This is a genomic window from Paractinoplanes bogorensis (assembly GCF_018829635.1).
Lineage (GTDB): Bacteria > Actinomycetota > Actinomycetes > Mycobacteriales > Micromonosporaceae > Actinoplanes > Actinoplanes bogorensis.
In genome coordinates this window covers 49,627-70,816 of the sequence record NZ_JAHKKG010000011.1, presented here as the reverse complement: position 1 = coordinate 70,816, position 21,190 = coordinate 49,627, and the positions used below count along the sequence as shown (strand labels likewise).

Sequence of the window (21,190 nt, the reverse complement as noted above, 5' to 3'; positions counted from 1 at the left end):
CATGCCGGTCGTCCTCGTCGTCGTCGCCGCCGTCGTCGCCTTCGGCCTCTACCTCTGGCTGTGCGGGCTGGCCTTCGTCTACGTCACGTTCCCGGTGTCGTTGCTCGCCACCGGCGCCGGGGTGGCCACCGGCGTCCTGGTCGCGCTGGCCGTGACCTTCATGCTGCTGCTGGGCGACCAGGACGAGCGGGTGCGGGCGCCCGCGGACGTGGTCGCGGGCAAGCTGCCGATCGTCCGTACGCCGAAAGCGATCCGCCCGGACAGCGCCTGGCCCGGTTACTTCGTCGTGCAGGCGTGGCTGGACTGGTGGGTCGCCGTCGAGCGGGTGAGCCGGGTGACGGCCGGAGTGTGGGCGGGCGCCGCCGAGGGCGGGATGGCCGCGGGCTGGTTCACCCTCGCGCTGTGGCCGGTGGTGCTGCCGATCGTGGTCTTCCTGCTGGCCGGCACGATCGGCGCGGCGGGGGCGATGCTGCTGGTCGCGGTCGCGCTGACCGTCCTGGCCCTGGCCGGGTGGGTGCTCGCGGTGGTGGCGGTGGCGCTGCTGCGCGGCCTGGACCGGCTGGCCCGGCTGGTCCGGCGTTCGTCCGGCACCTGCCCGCACTGCTACGAGACCTCGGCCCGGCCGGTCTACCAGTGCCCGGGGGCGCACGGCGACACGGCGATGCACCGGGACGTCCGCCCCGGTCTGCTCGGCGTTTTCTGGCGCCGCTGCGGATGCGGCCGGCGGTTGCCCACCATGGTGGTGCGGGCGGCCCGGGTGATGACGGCCTACTGCCCGCGGTGTTCCGCCCCGCTGCACGACCGGGCCGGGCTGGCCACCGACGTCCGCGTCCCGGTGTTCGGCGCGCCCTCGTCGGGCAAGACCCACCTGGTCATGGCCGGCGTCGTCGGGTTGCTGCGCGGGCCGTCGCCGGCCGAGGTGACGCTGGCCGACGAGCACAGCCGGCGGACCTACGACAACTTCGCCCAGGTGATCGACAGCGGCGGCTCGGCCAGCAAGACCGACGCCGCGCACCAGCCGATCGCGGTGACGTTGCGCTTCCGGTCGGGCCGGCGCGAGGCCCTGCTGCACGTCTACGACGCGGCCGGTGAGGCGATCTCGGACGCCGAGCGCAACACCGAGTACTTCTATCTGGACGGGGCCCGCACGCTCGTCTTCGTGCTCGACCCGTTCGCGATCCCGGCGGTCCGGCAACGTTTCCGGCGTACGTTCGAGACGCTTTTCCGGACGGCCAACGCCTCGGCCGACCTGCCCGAGCCGTCCTACCAGAACGTGGCCACCCGGCTGCGGAAGTCCGGGGTGCGCACCGAACGGCAGCAACGGCTGGCCTTCGTGGTGTCCAAGCTGGACCTGGTCCGGCGCCTGCCCGGACTGGACGGCCTGCCCGACGACAGCGACGCGATCCGGGCCTGGCTGCTCGACGAACAGATGGACAACCTGGTGCAGGCGGCCGAACGGGACTTCCGCGAGGTGCGCTACTTCGCCGTCTCGGCCACCGACGCCCGGCTCGGCCGCGGCCCGGTGGCGCCGTTCGCCTGGCTCCTGGCCGACGAGCCGATCCCGCTGCCCGGGCAGCGGAACCCGGGCGAGAGCCGGGCCGACGAGACCACCAAGGCCTGAGAGGACCGACCGTGCCGATCGATGTTCCCCCGAACTACCGCGCCTTTCGCGCCACCTTGCTGCTGGTGGTGGTGGCGGCCAGTGTCGCCGTCATCGCGGCCGTGGTGCTCTCCGGCACCTGGGACCGGATCCTCGACGGCGGCGAGGCCTGGGTGATGGAGTTGAAGAGCGCACGGCAGAGCTGATCCCGTTCCTCGGCATCGACCTCGGCACCTCGAACTCGGTGGCCGCGACGATCGACGCCACCGGCCGGCCGGTGGTGCTGCGCAACCCGATGGGAGCCGAGCTGGTGCCCTCGGTGGTGTCGTTCGCGCCGGGCGGCGCGGTGGTCGGTGACGAGGCCCGGCAGCTGGCCGCGATCGCCCCGGAACTGACCGTCGCGCTGGTGAAGCGGCAGATGGGCACCGGGCGCCGGTTCGAGTTCCACGGCGTCGAGCACACCCCCGAGTCGATCTCGTCGCTGATCCTGCGCGCGGTGGTCGACGGGGTCGCCCCGGACCGGCCGCCCACCGGGCTGCCGGTGGTGGTCACGGTGCCCGCCTATTTCGGCATTCGCGAGCGCGAAGCCACCCAGCAGGCCGCCCTGCTGGCCGGGCTCGAGGTGCTCGAGCTGATCGGCGAACCGGTCGCCGCGGCCCTGCACCACGGCGCCACCGGCCCCGGAACCCTGGTGGTGTACGACCTCGGGGGCGGCACGTTCGACGCCACCGTGCTGCGTTCCGACTCCGGCGGGCCGCAGATCGTCGCGGTGGACGGCGACATGGATCTGGGCGGCGCCGACTGGGACGCGCGGCTGCACTCCCACCTGGCCGACCGGTTCGTGGAGCTGACCGGCGCGGACGAGGCGCTCGACGACGCCGCCTTCATGACCGGGCTGACCGCCACGGCCGAGCGCACCAAGCGGGCCCTGACCGGCACCCAGGCCCACGAGGTGGTGCTCCGGCACGACGGCCGTACGGCCCGGATCACGGTCACCCGGGCCGAGTTCGAGTCGATGACCCGCGACCTGACCGCGAGCACGGTCGACTGCGTCCGCCGCATGCTCGCGCAGACCGGTCTCGCGCCCGGCGACGTGACCGGCTACCTGCTGGTCGGCGGCTCGACCCGGATGCCGATGGTCGCCGAGGCCATCGAGGCCGAACTGGGCCTGCGCCCGCGCCGGCACGAGCCCGAACTCGCCGTGGCCAAGGGCGCGGCGTTGCGGGCGGCGGCGCTGACCCGCACCGGGCCGGCCTGGGTGACGCCGGGCTGGGGGTTCGAGGCGGCGACCCCCGGCCCGGCCACGTCCGGCTCGGAGTCCGAGCCGGCGCGGACACCGTTTCTCAGCTCGGTCGTGCCCCGCAGCTTCGGCCTGCTGATCCACGACAGCGCCGACCCGGACGGGCAGCGCCGCTATGTGCAGCACGTCATCCACCAGAACGACCCGCTCCCGGGTGACCGCGGAATCACCGTCGCCACCGTGCTGGACGACCAGGCGACCGTCCGGATCGAGGTCTTCGAGCAGGCCGGCTTTGTCGAGTCGCCCGAGTTCGCCGACAACCAGCGGGTGCTCGACGGCGAGTTCACCGGGCTGCCCGCGGGGCTGCCGGCCGGTTCGCCGCTCGAGGTGCGCCTGAGCCTGGGCCTGGACGGCCGGCTGAGCCTGACCGCCCGCGAGCCGCGGAGCGCGACCGAACTGCGCCTCGAGGCCTACGTGGACGGCGTGCTCGACTCGGCCGCGCGGGGACAACAGGCCGCGAGTCTGGCCGCCCTGACCGTACGACAGTGAGGATCGCATGACCGACTGGATCCGCCGGACGTACGACTCGGTCGGCGTCACGCAGTGGCCCGCCGGCCCGCACCTGGCCGCGCTCCAGGAGCCGTACCTGGGAAAGGTTTTCCTGTGCATCGACGTCAGCTCCTCGATGTCCGGGCAACCGCTGCGGGAGGCCGTCGCGGGCGCGCACGAGTTCGTGGCCCAGGCGATCGCCGCCCGCTACCGGGTCGGCCTGATCCTGTGGAACACCGGCGTCGCGGCGACGGTCGGCCTGTCCGCCCGGCCGGAACCGGTGCTGGACGGCGTGCGCCGGGCCTCGGCCGGCGGCGGAACCAACGTGACGCCGACCCTGCAGGCCGGTATCTCCATGCTCGCAGGGCTGCGGGGCGACCGGGTGCTGGCCGTCTTCGGTGACGGTGACATCGGGGCCGAGGGCCCGGCCGTGGCCGCCGCCCGGGAGGCGGCGGCCCAGGGCATCCGGATCATCGTCCGTGGGCTGGGCCGGCACGCGGCGGCTTCGCTGGCCAAGATCGCCACCGAGGGCATCGACCAGGCCGAGATCGCCGGGCCGGGTCAGATCGCCGGCGGCATCGCGGCGATGGCCACGTCGCTGATCTCGGGCCGGCGGAAGTCATGAGACCGGCTCTGGTCCGCACGTTCCTGACCGCGCCAACCACCCGCGACTTCACCGACCGGCCGCGGGTCGATCTCGGTGCCGTCCGGTTCGGCGGGTGGCAGATCCATCCGGTCCCGTCCTCCGCGTACGCCGAGGACGCCTACCTGATCCGGGTCAGCCTCGACCTCGTCACCGACGACAAGGCCGACCGGCCGCCGTGGATCGAGGCCGGCTTCGAGTTCGAGACCCCTGACGTGTGGGTTCTCGACACCGTGCCGAAGTCGTCGGAGGAGCCCGAACCCGCCGGCGTCTACGAGCTCAGCGCGATGCTGAATTTCGTACCCGCCGGACACGGATCCGTCCCCCTGGCCGCCCAGGACCCGGTCCGCGTGTCCGGCCTGCACGGACCCGATCCGGCCTGGCGCTGGTCGCGGGCCGGCGGTGTCACCCCCGGCCATCGGGAGGTGTGGATGGTCCTGCTCGTGCCGCCCGCCGTCCGCGAGGTCCACGTGCGGCCGCGGGCCGCCTTCGGGCCGCCGCCCGGCTCGGACCTGTTCCCGGTGTGGGAGCCGGTCGACCGGTTCGTCGACCTGCCCCGATCCCGGACCGTCTTCCCGGGCGAGGCCGCGCTCGCGTTCCGACGGCGACTCGGCGACTCGTGGCGCGATCTGGCCACCCTGGTCGACGTGCCGTCCTACGATCTCGCCCGGTTCACGACCGGCGACGAGGCCGGGCATCTGTGGCGCTGGCTCGAATGCCGGAACGAGCTGCCCTACCTGGCCGATGCCCTGGACAAGATCGGCCGGCCCGACCTCGCCGGAGTGGTGCGCGGGTGAGCCTCACCCCAGGACCGGCAGCTGGAGGTAGGAAGCGTGCTCACCCCCGGTGTGGATGACGTGGCGGCCGCTGTTGGCCGGCTCGTACTCGCGCAGTCGCGGCATCATCGGACCCAGCAACGAGCGGCCGCTGATCACCAGGCGCAACTGGTCGCCCGGGTGGAAGGCGAGCCCGACCGGCAACAGGTCGATCTCGACGGTGACGATCTCGCCCGGTGACAGCTTCTCGACCCGGTCGAAGGTGTGTGCCGGCACGTCGCCGGTCGACAGCTTCTCGTCCAGGTGGCGCAGCGAGACGCGCAGGCGGCCGTCGCTGCCCTTGTAGCGCAGGATCGAGGCGCCACGCTCGGTCACGTCCTGGATCATCGCGCCCTGATTGGGCACGGTGAACTGCTGCAGCGGCGTGCCGTGGGCGTCGAGCTTCTGCACCAGCACGAACAGGTCCATGTCGTCGGCGCCCTGAGCTTCCACGTGCAGGACGGCCTTGGGATAGCCGGCGAGCGTGGTCTCCTCGTCGAAGCGGGTCACGAACGACACCACATCCGGGTTGGCGCCGATGTCGTAGGAGGCGGTGTCTTCCCGGGGCTTTTCCCGTACGAGGGTGCGCGTGCGCCCGTCGAGGAAGTAGGACGTGGCGACCGCTTCGGGCGGCGGGAACGACACGGCGGGCACGTCGACCCGGTCGCCGCCCTGGAGATCGAGCACTGAGTACCGTACGGGAAAAGTGTCTTCCCAGCCGTTGTCCACCTCGCGCAGATAGTGGTCGAAGAAGCGGCGCAGATCCTCGCGGTTGGCCTCGTCGTAGTAGTCGGGCCACTCCTGGGTGTTGTGGATGCGCAGCCATTTCTCCGGCGAAGCCATGCGCCGCCAGGCCCGGAACGTGCCCGCGGTGTGCAGGGTGTTCGAATAGCTGGCGACGACGTAGGCCGGCACGGTGATGCGGTCGAAGTCCGGGATCTTCTCTTCCCACAGCTCGTCCATCAGCGGGTGCTGCTCGGCCTCGGCGACGATGTCCTCCTTGCCGGCGTTGCCCCAGAAGCTGTGGTCGCGCAACTGCCGGGCGAAGCCGGTGTCCGGCATCCCGCCGCGCAGCACCAGGTCGCGGTAGACGTCGCTGACGCCCTCCCACGGGTTGATCGCGGCCAGGTGCGGGGGTTGCTCGGCCGCGGTGAGCCACTGGGCGACGGCGAGGTAGGAGGTGCCGCTCATGCCGACCTTGCCGCTGCACCAGTCCCGCTCGGCCAGCCATTCGACCAGGTCGTAGCAGTCGCGTCCCTCCTGCCGGTCCCAGAGCACGCTGTCGCCCCCGGACTCGCCGACACCGCGGATGTCCGGGTTGCAGATGGCGTAACCCTGGGCACACCAGTACGCGGGATCCGGCCCCTCGAACTTCTCCAGCCCGGACACCACGTCGTTGCTGAGCCCGACCAGCCCGAAGATGCCCATCACGCTGGTCGAGGTGCCCTGACCTTTCCCGTACGGGCTCCAGGCGACGATGACCGGCACCGGTTCGGTGCCTACGGGGCGGAACAGGTCGACGTGGATCGTGACCCCGTCACGCAGGACGACCGGCACGTCGCGCTCGAACACGATGTCGACCGGGGTGGGCCGGAACGGCGGCGCGACCTGGAAGCCCGCCGGGAGGGTGCGGGTGCCCGGCTCGTACCCGCTCAGGACGCCGTAGCGATCGCCCGGCCGCAGCGGCTCGGACGGCATGTAGGTCTTCATGCCGCTAATATCAACACGCGTTGAGATTTTCGGCAAGGGCTATGTTGATCGGCATGCCGGAAACCCGACGCGGCCGCAGGCCCGGACAGAACGACACCCGCCGGGCTGTGCTCGACGCGGCCCGGGCCCGATTCGCGGCCGACGGCTTCACGGGCACGACGATCCGCCGCATCGCCACCGACGCCGGGGTCGACGCCGCGCTCGTCATGCAGTACTTCAAGTCGAAGGACGAGCTGTTCGGCGCGGTGATGGCGGTGCCGCCGGACGCCCTCGACCGGATGACCGACGCGTGGCCCGGCCCGGCCGAGGGCATCGGCGAGCGGGTGGCCCGGGCGTTCCTCGAGGTCTGGGAGGCCGACCCGCGCACCTCGGAACCGTTGCTGGCCATGCTGCGCGGCGCGGCGGCTCGCGAGGCGGCGGCCGACCAGCTGCGCGACTTCATCGAGGCCCGCCTGATGCGCGGCGCCGTCGACCACCTCCCCGACGACCACGACACCCGCCTGCGCATGGCGGTAGCCGCCGCGATGCTGGTCGGCATCATCGTGGCCCGCGGCATCGTCCGCGTCCCGACGGTGGCCGACGAGAGCCTCGACACCATCGCCGTCACCGCCGGGACCGCCCTGCAGGCGCTACTCGCCCCGTGACATAGTCCGGCCCCCGGACCGGGGCGGGTCCGAGGGCCGGGTGGTGGAAGGGATGTCAGAGGTCGGCGGGGCCGGCGGCCGTCGCCTCCTGCACGGCGTCGGAGCGGCGCTCCTCGGCCTTGGCGGTGTCGTCGGTGCGCGGGGCGGCCGGGCGGGCCGCCGCCGAGCGGGCGGCCGCGGCGGCCGCGCCGTCGGTGACCACGCCGCGACGGATGCGGTTGTTCGACGCGATCTGGGCCGCCGGGTTGTTGCCGGTGGCGGTCAGCGCGCCGTCGATGATGTTGTCGTCGACCGTGACGCCGCCGGTGGTGCTGGTGACGCTGACGTCCTTGCCGAAGAAGCCACCGGACGCGCAGCTGTCGAGCGGGCCGTTCGGGCCGAGCTGCACGCCGCCGAGGTTGCCGGCGAAGGTGGCCTTGCCGCGGACCGAGCTGCCGCAGATCACGCTGCCGGTGGCGCTGTTGAGCACCGAGAGCGTGCCGTCCACGAACGAGTCGTGCACGTCGGTGTAGTACGAGCCAGTGCTGTTCACGCTGCCGGTGACCTGGGTGTTCTGGTCCAGCCGGACCTCGCCGGCCTGGGCGCTGACGTTGCCGGCGATCGTGCTGTTCTCGACGAACAGGAAGCTGTCGATCGTCGTGGTGCCCTTGGCCCGTACGGTCACCGCACCGCTCGACGCGTCCTTGAGGAACACACCGTAGCCGCCCGCGGCCAGGATCACCGGGCCGTCGATGGTGGTCGTCGAGGCGTCGAGATAGCCGTTGCCGGCCACCCGCACCTCGCCCGAGAACTTGCCGCCGGAGACGACCAGGTTGGCCCCGGCCTGCACGGTGATGTTGCCGGTGACGATGGTGCCGGTCAGCGAGCAGGACTCGTTGGCCGGGACGAGCAGGTCGTTCGGCACGGTGACGGCGCCACCGGTGCCGATGCAGTGGGTGACCAGCGCGGCGGTGGCCGGCAGGGCGGGGATCAGGCCGGCCAGCAGACCGGCGGCGGCGAAGACGGCCAACTTCTTGCGCATATCGATGCCTCTCATGAGCCGATCTCGGAACGAGCAGCCGCGCGGACGATCGTGCCGCGCTGCCGGGGCGTGAGCGTGCCGCTGGTGACCAGGGCGGTGGTGACGGTTTCGACGTGCCGCACGAACGCGGCGTGGGTGGGATACGAGGCGTACTCGTCGATCAGGTCGTTGATCGTGCAGCCGTCGCCGGTGTCCTTGTTCGGTACGCCGGTGTCGTCGCCGCCGATGACCACCGTGGCCCGGGTGTCGGGAACCTCGCAGTCCCCGCCGCCACCGCCGGTGCCGACCACCGTGAAGGACACGGACTTGTCGGCCGATGTGTTGCCGGCCGTGTCGGTCGCGCGCGCCTTGACGGTGTGCGCGCCGACCCCGGTGATGACAACCGGTTGCGTGTACGCCGTCCAGGCCCCGCTGTCCAACGCGTACTCGATCTTCGCGATCTCGGACTCGGTGTCGGCGGCGGTCACCTCGACGGTGGCCCGTCCGACGTACGCGTCGTCCTCGTTCTGCTCGCCCTCCACGCCTAGCGTCACCGTCGGCGGGGTCGTGTCCGGCTCCTGCGGCGCCACCACCGTGAAGGCCGCCATCTTCTCGGCCGAGGTGTTGCCCGCCTTGTCGGTCGCCTTGTAGTGGAACATGTGCGCGCCGGCCGTCGAGACGGCCACCGGTGCGGTGTACGCCGTGAAGGCCGCCCCGTCGAGCGAGTACTGCACGGTGTCGACGCCCGAGTCGTCGTCGGTGGCGGTGAGCGTCACCGTCGCCGTACCGACGTAGTTGCCGTCACCGTCCTGCTCCCCGGCCACCGCGTGGTTGACCGTCGGCGGCGTGGTGTCCTCCTCGGGGGCGGGCTCGACGACCGTGAAGGCCAGCGACCCTTCCGTCGAGGCGTTGCCCGCCTTGTCGGTCGCCCGGTACTTCACCGTGTGCGCCCCGGCCGTGCTGACCGCGACCGGCGCCGTGTAGGCCTGGAACGAACCGGCGTCGAGCGCGTACTCGACCTTGTCCAGGCCCGAGCCCCCGGTGTCGGACGCGGTCACCGTGACCGTGGCCGTACCGACGTAGTTGCCGTCGGCGTCCCGGGTGCCCGCCGCGGCGGCCGTCACCGTGGGCGGCGTCGTGTCGGGATCGGGGCCGGGACCGTCGGTCACCGTCAGCTCGCCGACCATCGTGCTGTGCCCCGGGATGGAGCAGAAGAACCGGTACTTGCCCGGGGTCAGCGTCACCGTGGCCTCGTGCCGCCCGTTGTTGGCGTCGAACGGGTTGGCCAGGATGTTCAGGTTGACGTCGTGGTTGTAGCCGTCGGTCGACGTGTCGAAGGTCAGCGTGTGCGGCATGCCGGTCGTGTTGCCGGTGGCCGCGCTGTTCTCGAACACGATCGTGGTCTCGCCGGCCACGGCCGATGTCGGCACCTGCTTATAGGCGGTCACGCTGTCGTTGCCCTGCCAGGTCAGCACCTGGGCGGCGCGGGCCGGGGCGGCCGGGGCAATGATCATCAGCGCGATGAAAAGGGCGAAGAGTTTCCTCACAGGGCACGCACCCGGATGTCGCGGAACTCGGCGATGTCGGCGTCTCCGTGGTTCTGCAGACCGATCAGCCCCTCTGTGAACTGCCGCAGGTCGGTCGGCGGGTCACCGGCACGCGAGGACTGCTTGCCCGGCGTGTTGTCGAACTCGTTGATGACCGTGCCGTTGCGGATGATGGTGTAGTGCTGGCCGACGACCCGGACCTCGTACCGGTTCCACACGTTCTTGTCGGTGGCGCCGGCCGCGCTGAGCGGGTTCGGGTCGAAGTTGTAGATCGAGCCGGTCTTCTGGGTCTCCCCGGTCGCACCGTCGTAGATCTGGATCTCGTGGCCGCAGTAGATGGCCACCCAGGCCTGCGAGGTGCGGGCCGAGCCGACCGTGCCGCAACTGCCCTCGGGCCGCTGGTCGAGCGGGATCCGCGGGTCGGGGAAGCGGGTGAACACGCCGCTGTTGGCGCGGCCGTCGCCGGGGGCGACGTCGCGGAACTGGAGCGTCAGCGAGAAGTCCTTGACCGGCTTGGTGTGGTAGAGCATGCCGAGCCCGCCGCTGGGCCGCAGTGTCCCGTCCGGCTGGATCGTGAACTGCCCGGTCGGCGCCTGCTCCCAGCCGGCCAGTGACGTGCCGTTGTAGAGCGAGACGTAGCCGGTGTGCCCGGCCGTGCCGATCTTCGAGGACGCGGCCGCCTTCTTCAGGGCGCCGGCCTCACGGTCGGTGAGGATGCCGCCGATGGAGGCGGTGACGGCGGAGACGTGGCGTACGAAGGCGTCGTGCGTCTCCCACGTGCTTTCGTCGTCGATCAGGTCGTCGACCGTGCAGCCCTCGCCGACCACGCGGTTGGCCACCCCGGTGTCGACGTCGTCGAGCTTGACCGTCGTGTTCGGATCGGCCACCACACAACCGGCCGTGACCTGGGTCGTCACGGTCGAGGTGGTGCCGCCCGCGTAGGTCACCACGAGCGTCGCGGTGTACTTACCGACCTTCGCGTACGTGTGCACGGGGTTGGCCTCGGTCGAGGTGCCCCCGTCGCCGAACGTCCACTTCCAGGACAGGCCGCCCGACCGGGAACCGTTGAACGCGTACGTGAGCGGCTTGTTCTGCACCGCCACCACGCCCGCGGCCGGAGCCGGCGTGGCCGCCCCGCCCTGGTAGGTGATCCGGATCAGCTTCTGGTTGGGGTGCAGGCTGAAGAAGCCGCCCGCGTAGTCGAGCATGTAGAGCGCGCCGTCCGGACCGAACTTGGCGTCCATCCACGACTGCAGCTGGGTCGCGCCACCGCCGGCCGGGATGATGGCCCGCAGCGACTCGCCGTAGACCGGCGGCTTGCCGGGCTGGTCGACCGTGACCGCGACGCGGTTGGCCGAGTTCGACTGGTCGCCGATGAGCCACTTGTCGTTCCAGTACGACGGCCAGGCCACCTTCGACGCCGGGTCGACCAGGTCGCGGTGGTAGGTCGGGCCGGACATGATGGCCTGCCCGCCGCCGCGCAGGTAGGGCTGCGTGTAGGTGGCGTCGGCCGCGTTGTAGGTCGGGATGTCGCTGCCGGCCCGCTTCGGGAAGACCGGGCCGCCGCCGTCCGGGGCGTACCAGATCATGTTGTCCTTGATCGGCGGCAGGTCGGTCAGACCGGTGTTGCGGGGCGACTCGTTCTTCGGCGCGTCGCAGTCGTACCAGCCGGTCAGCACCTTGGCGTCGGTGTTGCTGCGGTCGCGGTACGGCTGCCGGTTACCCATGCAGTAGGGCCAGCCGTGGTTGCCGGCCTCGGTGATGATCGTGGCCGTCTCGTACTTGGCCGGGCCCAGCTCCGGGCTCGGCGACGACGCGTCCGGTCCGACCCAGCCCGCGGTCAGCCACTGCTTCTTCTTGTCGATCTGCAGCCGGGCGATGTTGCGGACGCCCATCACGTAGATCTCGGGACGCGTCTTCCCGGTGCCCGGCGGGAACAGGTTGCCGGCCGGGATCGTGTAGGTGCCGTCGGCCTCCGGGTGGATCCGGATGATCTTGCCGTTGAGGTCGTTGGTGTTACCGGCCGTCCGGCGCGCGTCCTGGAACGACAGGCCCTGGTAGTCGGCGGTCCAGTTGTTGCCGGAGTAGCCGTCCGAGCCCTGCGACGAGTTGCTGTCACCGGAACCGACGTACAGGTTGCCCTTGTCGTCGAACGCCATGCCACCACCGGCGTGGCAGCAGCTGTGGATCTGCACCGGCCAGTTCAGCAGGTCCTTGCGGGTGCCCTGGTCGATGGTCTGGGCCGCTTTGTCATACGTGAATCGGGAAACCGTCCGCTGGCCGATCCGCTTGTCGCGGTCGATCGACTCGTGCGGCATCCAGTACACATACAGGAAGCCGTTCTGCTCGAAAGAGGGGTCGGGCACGATGCCGAGCAGGCCCTCCTCGTTCTTGACCAGCTCGTCGCCGCTGCCCCGGTTACCCATCACCTTGAGCGTGGTCAGCAGCTTCACCTGCTTGGTGGCCGGGTTGTACGAGTGGATGGTGCCGCAGCCCAGGCCCACGTTGGGGTCGGTCCACGCGACCACGGGCCCGCTCGGGCAGGCCGCCTTGCCGACGTAGAAGACCGTGCCGTCGGGGGCGATGGTCAGGCCGTGCGGCTCGCCGATCTGGTCGAGCTGACCGGTCTGGTTGACCGCGGTCAGGCGCTCCACCTTGTAGTTCGAGGCGATGGTGGCCTGACAGTCGCCGCGGACGATGCCGCTGGTCCAGCCGAGCGCGCCGGTCAGGTGCTTCTTGAAGGCGTCTTCCGAGTACGAGCCGTCGGTGTGCCCCATGCCGGTGTAGAAGGACCGGCCCCCGTCGTAGTCACGGCACCACGAGATCGGGTGGAACGGGCCGTTCGCGCCCAGACCCGGGTTGTAGTGCCGCTCCTCGACCTGCGCGAGCGTGTGCACCTGGCCGACCGGGTTCGACTCCCAGTTGTACCAGCGGTCCTCCCGCGTGACGGTCAGCGGCAGATCCTTGGTCGCCGGGTGCTGCCGGTCCAGGATGTCGACCACCGAACGGACCACCGCGGGCGGGGCCGGCGTCTCGGACGTTCCGCTGAACAGCCGCAGGTCGGCCAGCTGGGTCAGCGGCTCGCCACTGTTGGCGGTGATGTTGAGCCGGTAGAACTTGTAGTCGCCCGGCGTCGCCACGTCGAAGCGGCGCGTCTGGAAGCGCTCCGGGAAAGTCTGGTTGCTGCGGGTGTCCACATCGGTCCAGCTCGACCCGTCGGCCGAACCCTGCAACGCCCAGTTCTTCGGGTCACGTCCCGACGAGTCGTTGGCCGACGTGAGGGCATAGCCGGTGATGCGGGCCGCCGTCGCGAGCTCGTACCGGACCCAGCCGGTCGGCGTACGGACCAGCCACTTGGTGTTGGGGTCGCCGTCGTTGAGCTTGACCGCGGTCTCGGTGGGCGGGTTCTCGCCGCTCGCGGTGACCGCCGCGACCGGATGTGCCGTCGGGATCGCCCCGGCCGGTCGCGCGCCGATCAGGCCGGTGAACCAGGTCGAGTCGAGCTGAGCCTTGGCCGCGTCACCGATGCCGAGGAAGCCGTTGCCCGCGTTGACAAAACCTTTAAGAGCGGTTTCCTGTACGCCGGTGAGCGTCACACCCTCAGCGGAGAGGAAGACGACGGCGCGGTAGGGGGCCAGGCCGCTCGCGCTGAAGACGGCGGGGTCGGTGCTCGACGTGACGTCGAGGCCCTGGGCGGCGCCGAGGTCCTTGATGGTGGCGGTCGCTTTGGCTACGGGGTCGGTCTGGCCGGCGGCCGCGCCCGAGAAGACGAGCACGCCCGGCTTGGCCGGTGCGGCGGCCGCGGCGGCCGGGGTGGCTACGGCCGTGCTCAGCGGTACCACGCCGAGGGCCAGAATCGAGCTCAGCCCCGTGATCAGCAGTTTGCGGCCGCGTCGAGACCCGCGCCGAGACCCCGCCCTCCCAAGGGGGTACCCCCGCCGATCATTGTCGCGGGTTTTGCCGATCTTCGCGTCGGCGCCTGTGGATAAGTCGGCGCTGTGGACAACGTCGGGGTGGTCGGACGGATATCGCCGGAACCTCATGAGCCTGTCCCTCCGTGTGCGTGCGTCTCTGCCGATGCCGGTGCCGATGCCGCCGCCTTGGCTGCGGCCGCGTGCTGGTGTCCGTTGAAGCGGTCGATCGCCTCCTGAGCGCCCGGCGGCATCGTGCCGTCGGCGTTGCGGACCAGGAAGATGCCGGCCATGCCGGTGTCCGAGTGCGACTGGACGTGGCAGTGGTACATCCACGCGCCCGGGCCCACCGCCTCGCCCGCCACGACCTGGAAGCCGAACGAGTTGCCCGGGTTGAGGTCCTTGTTGTCGACCACGTGGGTGGGGTCGGACGGGCCCTCGAGATAGCCCGTGCGGTTGTCCGCCCAGCGGTGCGCGTGCAGGTGGAACGTGTGGAAGAAGTTGCCGTGGCCGATCGCGATCCACTCGACTTTCTGGCCCAGGTTGGCCTCGAACATCGGTGTGTTCGGGGCGACCTTGTTGTTGATCTGCAGGTCGTTGAACACGACGGTGAACTGCTTGTCGGGCAGGATGTCGCCGCGCCGGCGCACGATCAGCGCCCCGTACAGGCCCTTGATCAGCCCGGCCGTGCCGTGATCGGTGCCCATCGCGTGATCGTGGTAGTGCCAGTAGCCGGCACTGCCCGGCAGGAAGCGCCGCCCGCTGGTCGCGGTCATCTCGTGCGAGCGCCACACGTATTTGCGGGTCTCGCCGGGCGCGTTGAACGACGCGTTGAACGGCGCCCCGTCCGAGTCGGTGCTGTAGTCGACGCCGTGCGGGTGGATGGAGAGCCGCTGGTTGGTCGTGTTGACCAGGGTGATCTCGAGCGTGTCGCCCTCGTACATCTCGAGGATCGGGCCCGGGATGGTCGCGGTGTCCGGGGTCAGGCCGTAGCCGAACTGGTTGCCGGGCAGCGCCACCGCATAGATCGTGATCCGCTTGGTGACTCCCTCGGCGGCCTTGGCCGGCTCGCTGTGGGTCGTCGTGGCCACGGTGACCGCGCCCCCGGTGACACCGAGAACGCCGGCCGCGGCCAGCAGCGACCGACGCCGCACATGGGGTTCACCCGGCTCGGCGGGACTGGCGTCCCCCAACGCCGAAGGGTCCGGTGTCATCCCGCGGCCCCACCTGCGCAGGGCACGGTTGACAACGTTGTCATTGCTCATTGGGCGTCCTTCCGCGTCACCGGCCCAGCCGGGGACTCCCACGAATCGGAAGAGGTGACCACCGCCGGCAGCGTCCCGCCGTCGAGCAGCCGTTCCGCCGCGACCCTGAGCCGCCACTCGGCACCGCGCGCGTGTTACGAACTTTTCTCAGGAGAATCAAAACTTCGGTCTGATGTGAGCAACTTATGACTCGCATAGACGAAAGTAAAGGTCTCGACGACGAAAGTGGACGATCGGAGACCTTCGATGGCATGTCATTGACGACTATCCATGAGGCTGCTTACTATCGCGAGACTTGACAACGTTGTCACGGGTGGGCAGGACACATCCCCGTAACGACCTGCGCACCCGGGTCTGCGTCGCGCTCCCCCATCCCCCGCGAACGGCAGGTCTCGCCATGCGCAAACGATCCTGGCTCGCCACTGTCTTACTGACCGTCGGCCTCGGCCTGGCCGTCACCTCCCCGCCGGCGGTCGCCGCCCCGGGCGACTTCACCACCGGGTTCGAGAGTGGTGACACGCAACCCACCTGGTCGAACAGCGTCGAGAGCAGCGCCGGGATCAGCGGCTACTGCTGCGCGCTGACCGCGATGGAGAGTGCTCCGCGCAACGAGACGGCCCACACCGGGACCGCGGCGCTCATGTATTCCGGCAACGACACGAGCACGACGACGTCCTACTCGTACAACCGGATCTTCGATGTGGACATCCCGGTGACCGCGTCGACCACGCTGTCGTACTGGCTCTATCCGCAGTCCGGCGGGCACCTCGACGTGGCCGTCGACCTGGTCTTCACCGACGGAAGCCACCTGCGCGAGTCGGGCGCGGTCGATCAGAACGGCGTCCGGCTCCACCCCTCGTACCAGGGAAACGGGTCTGTCCTCGGGTTCGACCGCTGGAACTACGTGACCTCGGCGATCGGCGAGAAGGTGGCCGGCAAGACGGTCGACCGGATCCTGCTCGGTTACGACCAACCGGCCAACACTGGAACGTTCCGCGGCTACCTCGACGACCTGTCGATCACGGCCGCCGCCCCGGCCGCGCGACTGTCCGATCTGGTCGACACGCGGCGCGGCTCGAACTCCGACGTGAGCTATTCGCGCGGCAACACGTTCCCGGGCGCGACCGTGCCGAACGGCTTCAACTTCTGGACGCCGATCACCAACGGCAACAGCGACGGCTGGCTGTACGCGTACAACTCGAGCACCGTGCAGGGCTTCGGGGTCAGCCACGAACCCAGCCCGTGGATCGGCGACTACGGACAACTTCAAGTCATGCCGATGACCGGTGCGGTCAAGACGACGCCCGATGCGCGCAAGTCCACGTTCAGTCACAGCAACGAGGTGGCCAACGCGCACTACTACAAGACCCAGCTGGACACGTACGGGATCACGGCCGAGATGACGCCGACCGACCACGCCGGCGTGATGCGCTTCCGCTATCCGGCCACGTCCGAGGCGGTCATCGTCTTCGACACCATCGACAAGGTCGGCGGCTCGATGACGGTCAACACCGCCGCCCGGACCATCACCGGCTACCTCGACCACAAGGGCCCGCGGCTCTACTTCTCGGCGACCGTGGACAAGCCGATCGCCGCCACCGGGAGCGTGAGCGGGCAGGGCGTGACGAACTGGATCCGGTTCGCCACCGCGGCCAACGAGCAGGTAACGCTCAAACTGGCAACTTCGTACATGAGCGTGCAACAGGCGACGGCCAACCTGAGCCAGGAGGTCGGTTCCAAGACCTTTGATTCCGTACGCGAGGAGTCGGCCGCCCTGTGGGACAGCACGCTGGGCAAAGTACGACTCGAGGGCGCGTCGACCGACCGGCTGGTGACGTTCTACTCGAACATGTACCGCGCGTTCATGTACCCGAACAACATGAGCGAGATGGTCGGCGGGGTGCGCAAGTACTTCAGCCCGTACGACAACGCCGTGCACGACGGGCAGATGTACGTGAACAACGGCTTCTGGGACACCGCGCGCGCGGTCTGGCCGCTGTACACACTGCTTTCCCCCACGCGTACGGGCGAGATGCTGGACGGATTCGTCAACGCGTACAAGAACGGCGGCTGGACACCCCGCTGGTCCGGTCCGGGCTACATCGACATCATGGTCGGCACCAACCAGGATCTGGCCTTCGCCGACGCGTACATGAAGGGTGTGCGCAACTTCGACTACCGGGCCGCGTACGCGTCGATGGTGAAGAACGCGGCCGTCTACTCGGGTTCCGGGTCGAAGGGGCGCAAGGGCATCGAGGTGTCCACGTTCAAGCGGTACGTGCCCACCGACGTACGGGGTGAAGCCGCCTCGTGGACGCTGGAGGACGCGAACAACAACTTCGGCATCGCGCAACTGGGCCGGGCGCTCGGATTCACCGAGGACGCGGCCTACTTCGAGAACCGGGCGCTGGACTACGCCAACCTGTATTCGGCGTCGACCGGGTTCTTCCGCGGCAAGCAGTCCAACGGCTCCTGGCGTACGGCCGACTCGGCCTTCAAACCCAACGAGTGGGGCTACGAGTTCACCGAGGGCGCGCCCTGGCACTACGCGACGCCGGCGCCGCAGGACCCGCAGGGCATGGCCAACCTGTACGGCGGACGCGCGCAACTGTCCGCGAAAATCGACTCGGTGTTCGCCGCCTCACGCGACTACCTGCCCGGTTCGTACGGCGGTGTCATCCACGAGATGCGCGAGGCGTACGACACGAACATGGGCCAGTACGCGCACCCGAACGAGCCGATCCACCACATGCTCTACATGTACAACTACGCCGGCACGCCCGCGAAGACGCAGAACCGGGTGCGCGACGTGCTCACCAAGTTGTACGGATCCGGCGTGGGCAACGGCGGCGGCTACCTGGGCGACGAGGACAACGGGCAGATGTCGGCCTGGTACGTGTTCAGTGCGCTCGGCTTCTACCCGGCGCGGATGGGCAGCACCGACTACACGATCGGCGCACCGCTGCACCCGTCGGCCACTTTGTCGCTCGAGAACGGCCGTTCGTTCACCGTGTCGGCGCCCGGAGTGAGCGACACGAACAGATACATCCAATCGGCGACACTCAACGGCGCCCCCTACACGAAGAACTACCTGACCCACGCCGATCTGCAGGCGGGCGGAACGCTCAGTTTCGTGATGGGCCCGAACCCGTCGTCGTGGGGCACCGGCGCCAACGACGTGCCACCGTCGCTCACCACCGGCAGCGCTGCCCCGCGCCCGCTGGCCGACAAGGCAACCGGCGGCACCATCACGGCCAGCGGCGAGAACCCGCCCAACGAGACCGCGGCCAAGCTCGTCGACGACACGTCCATGACGAAGTGGCTGACGTTCGCGAACACCGCCACCCTCGAATACCGCCTCCCGACGGCGGCGGCCGTCAAGCAGTACACGCTCACCTCGGCCGAGGACGCCGCCGAACGAGACCCGAAGAGCTGGACGCTGCAGGCCTCGAACGACGGCACCACGTGGACAACGATCGACACGCGCACCAACCTCGACTTCGCCGACCGCCGGCAGACGCGCGCGTTCGTCATCCCCAACACGACCGCATACTCCCGTTACCGCCTGCAGATAACCGCCAACCACGGCGGCGCTGCGACCCAGATGGCCGAGTGGGAACTGCTCGGCTGAGGGGGCTCGACTGAGAAGGGCGCGCGACCCCTCCGGAACACGGCGGTCGCGCGCCCTGCTCGTCGTTCATCGGGCTCGGGTTCCAGGTGTCCGAGGACGTCCTGGAACCCGAGCAACAACGACCGATCGGTTCTTCACACCCGGGCCAGCGACCAGTTCACGGTATCCGTACCGGTATTTCCGTCTCATTGCCGGGAGCCCTCGCTTCAAGATCACCTATTCTCGGCAGAGGCCCGCCGAGGACGGGAGGCTGTGTGGCGCGTTCGATCGACGACTGGTACAGCGACGCATCAGGGCGCCGGGGTGGCGGTCCAGGACACGACGCGGAGAACGACGAGCCCGTCGACCGGACACCGGACAGCTGGCTCGACGATCTGCACAGGCCCCAAGCGCCGGAACATCGGCGTGCTCCGCGAGCGGCAACGCCGTTGCGCGGGCGGCCGGACGGCGTCACCAGGCAAACTCCGACGAGCCCGTCCGCTACCGACCCGGCTACCACCGCCGAGCTGCAACGGGCTGCGCGGGCCATCCTGACCCGGCGGCCCCATCTCAAGCCCAGAGACCTGAGGAATGCGCTCCGGGTCAAGCTCGGATGGCCCGGATTGAGTTCCGACCGGGTGTCGGAGGCCCTGGGCTCCAAGCCGGGCGCGATGCTGGCGGAGGACGCCAGGTCAGCCATGGCAAAGAACCCCGGCATCGATTCGAAGAAGCTGGCCGCTCATCTGCGGGAGCGCGGATGGGTCAAAGCGACTCCAGGGACAGTTCGAGCGGCGCTCCATCAGAAGACGTCCGCGACGACCGAAGCCATGGCTCGCAAAGTGCGTGCCCTCGACGCGTCGAGACCCGGCTGGCGCGTGGCCGCCCTGACTGCGGTCATCAGGCGAAAGGGATGGCCTGCAGCCACCGAGGCCGATGTTCGGGCCGCGCTGCGCGGCGAGAAGACCGTCCCATCGTCCGGGCCGGCCCATCGCCCGAGACCCGGCGACGCCGCCGTCGACCGGAACACTGCCCGCCTCGTGGCCGAAGTGCGCGCCTACCGGGCCAAACATCCGCGAGCCTCACTCGCCGAAGTCGGCGCGCATGTGCGCAGGGTGGGCTGGCCGGGAACCACGCCGGACGACATCCGCCAAGCGCTGCTCGGACCATCTCGCGCGGTGTCACCCGTGGTCGCGCCAAGCGCACCGCCGGTCACACCGGACCCGGATCCCCATCGAACCCTGGATGTGCCGGCCCGGTCGAACACACCGACATGCGAGGCGTGCGGACGGGTGATCTCGCGACTGGGCATCTGCGGTTGCTTCTAGGGTCTGTGTCGAAGTGGGGGCCGGGCTGCGGCGTGGCCCCCACTCGACACAGACCCTGGTCGCGGCTTCAGTTTTCCGCGTACGGAGTTCGACGCTGCCACGCACGATCGACCGGGGTCGGTTCCCGGCTTCTCGTCGGTTATGTCCGCGCTGGTCGGATGGTGCGGTGTCGGCACGTCACGTTCCGCAGCGGGCGTCGGAACTCGGGTACCTTTGAGGGCGAAGGGGAGTAGTCCTCCGCCGGCTGTCGTCAGTACGGAGTCTTCGGGCTCCCGGTGCCCGGGCCTCGTGACGGTTGCGAGGTGGACGAGACCTTCGGCTCACCACGTGACGACATGATCGCCGCGTTCGGGGGTCGGAGTCTCGTGTGCGGGAGTTCGGCCATCGGGTGCGGCGGGGAGAGGACACCTTCATGGCATCGATCGCCGACCGCATTCGTCAGTTCCTGCGCAGCCCCAAGGGGCAGCAGCTCGTCAACCGGGCTCAGGCCGAGATGCGCAAGCCCGAGAACAAGCGGCGGCTCTCGCAGCTCAGCAACCGGGCCCAGCAGGAGATGCGCAAGCCCGAGAACCAGCGCCGACTGTCGCAGCTCGCGGCCCGGCTGCGCGGGCGCAAGTAAAGCCGCCGCAAGCAAAGCGGGGCCGTAAGCAAAGCGGGGCCGTAAGCAAAGCGGCCGTAAGCAGAGCGGCCGCAAGTTGACGGGCCGCGAGTAAAGGCGTTGCCGATCGGCCGGTCTAGTGGGCCGGTCGATCGGTCAGCATGGACAACACCGTGCGCGTCACCACGCGGGCCACCTCGTGCTCGGCCAGGCGGCCGGCGCGCACCTCTTCGGCCGCGCCGTGCAGGACGTGCTGGATGACGTTGACCAGCCAGCTCATCGGCAGGTCGGTGCGGAACACCCCGTCGGCCTGACCGCGGCCGAGCAGCGCCTCGACCCGGTCGGCGGCGCTGCCGTGCAACTCGCGCACCCGGCCCTCGGGCAGCACCTTTTCGGCCGCGGCCAGCAGCGCCGACGACTCCGACACCAGGGACCAGCTCGACGCCAGCAGGCGGGCCAGCGCCTCGCGCGGGTCGCCGGTCAGGTCGACCGCCGAGAGTGTCTCCTCCCCCACCCGCAGCGCCTCGGCCAGTGCGGCCTCGACCAGCTCGGGCCGGGTGCGGAAGTGGCCGTAGACCGTCATCCGCCCGACCCCGGCGGCCAGCGCGATCTCGTCGACCGTGGCGTCCGGGTCGCGGCTGAGTGAGGAGCGGGCCGCGGCCACGATGCGGGCGATGCTGCGCTCGGCGTCGGCGCGGCGGCGAGGTTGGGGGCGGGCCTCGGTGGGAGCCAT

General features: G+C 70.1%; 15 protein-coding genes. 9 read left to right on the top strand and 6 right to left on the bottom strand.

Annotation, left to right across the window (positions count from 1 at the left end; genetic code table 11):
* Window position 1 precedes the first annotated feature (1 nt).
* The 5 genes from KOI35_RS32435 to KOI35_RS32415 are packed head-to-tail and all read left to right on the top strand — an operon-like array spanning window position 2 to window position 4,829.
* Window positions 2-1,621: a TRAFAC clade GTPase domain-containing protein gene (locus KOI35_RS32435; RefSeq protein WP_215792499.1), complete on the top strand. Its 1,620-nt coding sequence runs from the start codon at window positions 2-4 to the stop codon at window positions 1,619-1,621.
* 11 nt (window positions 1,622-1,632) lie between these two features.
* Complete coding sequence (locus KOI35_RS32430; protein ID WP_215792498.1) at window positions 1,633-1,806, top strand: hypothetical protein; 174 nt, start codon at window positions 1,633-1,635, stop codon at window positions 1,804-1,806.
* Window positions 1,740-3,389: an Hsp70 family protein gene (locus tag KOI35_RS32425; protein ID WP_308121272.1), complete on the top strand. Its 1,650-nt coding sequence runs from the start codon at window positions 1,740-1,742 to the stop codon at window positions 3,387-3,389. Before KOI35_RS32430 ends, KOI35_RS32425 begins: the two co-directional genes overlap by 67 nt.
* Before the next feature lie 7 nt (window positions 3,390-3,396).
* The gene (locus KOI35_RS32420) at window positions 3,397-4,014 is read left to right on the top strand and encodes a vWA domain-containing protein (protein ID WP_215792496.1); all 618 of its coding nucleotides are present in this window, start codon (window positions 3,397-3,399) and stop codon (window positions 4,012-4,014) included.
* Window positions 4,011-4,829 carry a hypothetical protein gene (locus tag KOI35_RS32415; RefSeq protein ID WP_215792495.1) on the top strand — a complete coding sequence of 273 codons (819 nt, stop codon included), beginning with the start codon at window positions 4,011-4,013 and terminating at the stop codon, window positions 4,827-4,829. The genes KOI35_RS32420 and KOI35_RS32415 overlap by 4 nt, the downstream gene beginning before the upstream one ends.
* 3 nt (window positions 4,830-4,832) lie before the next feature.
* On the opposite strand, the gene KOI35_RS32410 is transcribed toward KOI35_RS32415, so the two are convergent.
* Entirely contained in the window at window positions 4,833-6,557 is a 1,725-nt protein-coding gene (locus tag KOI35_RS32410; RefSeq protein ID WP_215792494.1) for a CocE/NonD family hydrolase, read from the bottom strand.
* A gap of 53 nt (window positions 6,558-6,610) precedes the next feature.
* Here KOI35_RS32410 and KOI35_RS32405 point away from each other — a divergent pair, with 53 nt between their 5' ends.
* Window positions 6,611-7,201 (top strand): TetR/AcrR family transcriptional regulator, encoded by a 591-nt coding sequence (locus tag KOI35_RS32405; RefSeq protein ID WP_215792493.1) that lies wholly within the window; start codon window positions 6,611-6,613, stop codon window positions 7,199-7,201.
* Between the two features lie 55 nt (window positions 7,202-7,256).
* Here the strand turns inward: KOI35_RS32405 and KOI35_RS32400 are convergent, their stop codons facing one another.
* The 4 genes from KOI35_RS32400 to KOI35_RS32385 all read right to left on the bottom strand — a co-directional run bounded on the left by KOI35_RS32400 (window position 7,257) and on the right by KOI35_RS32385 (window position 14,813).
* On the bottom strand, window positions 7,257-8,237 hold the full coding sequence (locus tag KOI35_RS32400) for a hypothetical protein (protein WP_215792492.1): 981 nt from the start codon (window positions 8,235-8,237) through the stop codon (window positions 7,257-7,259).
* A complete protein-coding gene (locus KOI35_RS32395) occupies window positions 8,234-9,715 on the bottom strand; it encodes an OmpL47-type beta-barrel domain-containing protein (RefSeq protein WP_215792779.1) in 1,482 nt (493 codons plus the stop codon). The genes KOI35_RS32400 and KOI35_RS32395 overlap by 4 nt, the downstream gene beginning before the upstream one ends.
* A 29-nt stretch (window positions 9,716-9,744) precedes the next feature.
* Entirely contained in the window at window positions 9,745-13,590 is a 3,846-nt protein-coding gene (locus KOI35_RS32390; RefSeq protein ID WP_308121243.1) for a ThuA domain-containing protein, read from the bottom strand.
* A gap of 197 nt (window positions 13,591-13,787) precedes the next feature.
* Entirely contained in the window at window positions 13,788-14,813 is a 1,026-nt protein-coding gene (locus KOI35_RS32385; protein ID WP_308121242.1) for a multicopper oxidase domain-containing protein, read from the bottom strand.
* A 508-nt stretch (window positions 14,814-15,321) separates the two neighbouring features.
* Here KOI35_RS32385 and KOI35_RS32380 point away from each other — a divergent pair.
* The 3 genes from KOI35_RS32380 to KOI35_RS32370 all read left to right on the top strand — a co-directional run bounded on the left by KOI35_RS32380 (window position 15,322) and on the right by KOI35_RS32370 (window position 20,478).
* On the top strand, window positions 15,322-18,555 hold the full coding sequence (locus KOI35_RS32380) for a GH92 family glycosyl hydrolase (RefSeq protein WP_215792490.1): 3,234 nt from the start codon (window positions 15,322-15,324) through the stop codon (window positions 18,553-18,555).
* Between the two features lie 254 nt (window positions 18,556-18,809).
* On the top strand, window positions 18,810-19,859 hold the full coding sequence (locus tag KOI35_RS32375) for a serine/threonine-protein kinase (RefSeq protein WP_215792489.1): 1,050 nt from the start codon (window positions 18,810-18,812) through the stop codon (window positions 19,857-19,859).
* 412 nt (window positions 19,860-20,271) lie between these two features.
* On the top strand, window positions 20,272-20,478 hold the full coding sequence (locus KOI35_RS32370) for a hypothetical protein (RefSeq protein ID WP_215792488.1): 207 nt from the start codon (window positions 20,272-20,274) through the stop codon (window positions 20,476-20,478).
* Window positions 20,479-20,593: 115 nt separating this feature from the next.
* On the opposite strand, the gene KOI35_RS32365 is transcribed toward KOI35_RS32370, so the two are convergent.
* The gene (locus KOI35_RS32365; protein ID WP_215792487.1) at window positions 20,594-21,190 is read right to left on the bottom strand and encodes a TetR/AcrR family transcriptional regulator; all 597 of its coding nucleotides are present in this window, start codon (window positions 21,188-21,190) and stop codon (window positions 20,594-20,596) included.

Coding starts and splice junctions, on each gene's coding strand:
- KOI35_RS32435 (WP_215792499.1), top strand. CDS start 2: ATGCCGGTCGTCCTCGTCGTCGTCGCCGCCGTCGTCGCCTTCGGCCTC.
- KOI35_RS32420 (WP_215792496.1), top strand. CDS start 3,397: ATGACCGACTGGATCCGCCGGACGTACGACTCGGTCGGCGTCACGCAG.
- KOI35_RS32415 (WP_215792495.1), top strand. CDS start 4,011: ATGAGACCGGCTCTGGTCCGCACGTTCCTGACCGCGCCAACCACCCGC.
- KOI35_RS32410 (WP_215792494.1), bottom strand. CDS start 6,557: ATGAAGACCTACATGCCGTCCGAGCCGCTGCGGCCGGGCGATCGCTAC.
- KOI35_RS32405 (WP_215792493.1), top strand. CDS start 6,611: ATGCCGGAAACCCGACGCGGCCGCAGGCCCGGACAGAACGACACCCGC.
- KOI35_RS32400 (WP_215792492.1), bottom strand. CDS start 8,237: ATGAGAGGCATCGATATGCGCAAGAAGTTGGCCGTCTTCGCCGCCGCC.
- KOI35_RS32395 (WP_215792779.1), bottom strand. CDS start 9,715: ATGATCATTGCCCCGGCCGCCCCGGCCCGCGCCGCCCAGGTGCTGACC.
- KOI35_RS32380 (WP_215792490.1), top strand. CDS start 15,322: ATGCGCAAACGATCCTGGCTCGCCACTGTCTTACTGACCGTCGGCCTC.
- KOI35_RS32370 (WP_215792488.1), top strand. CDS start 20,272: ATGGCATCGATCGCCGACCGCATTCGTCAGTTCCTGCGCAGCCCCAAG.
- KOI35_RS32365 (WP_215792487.1), bottom strand. CDS start 21,190: ATGGCTCCCACCGAGGCCCGCCCCCAACCTCGCCGCCGCGCCGACGCC.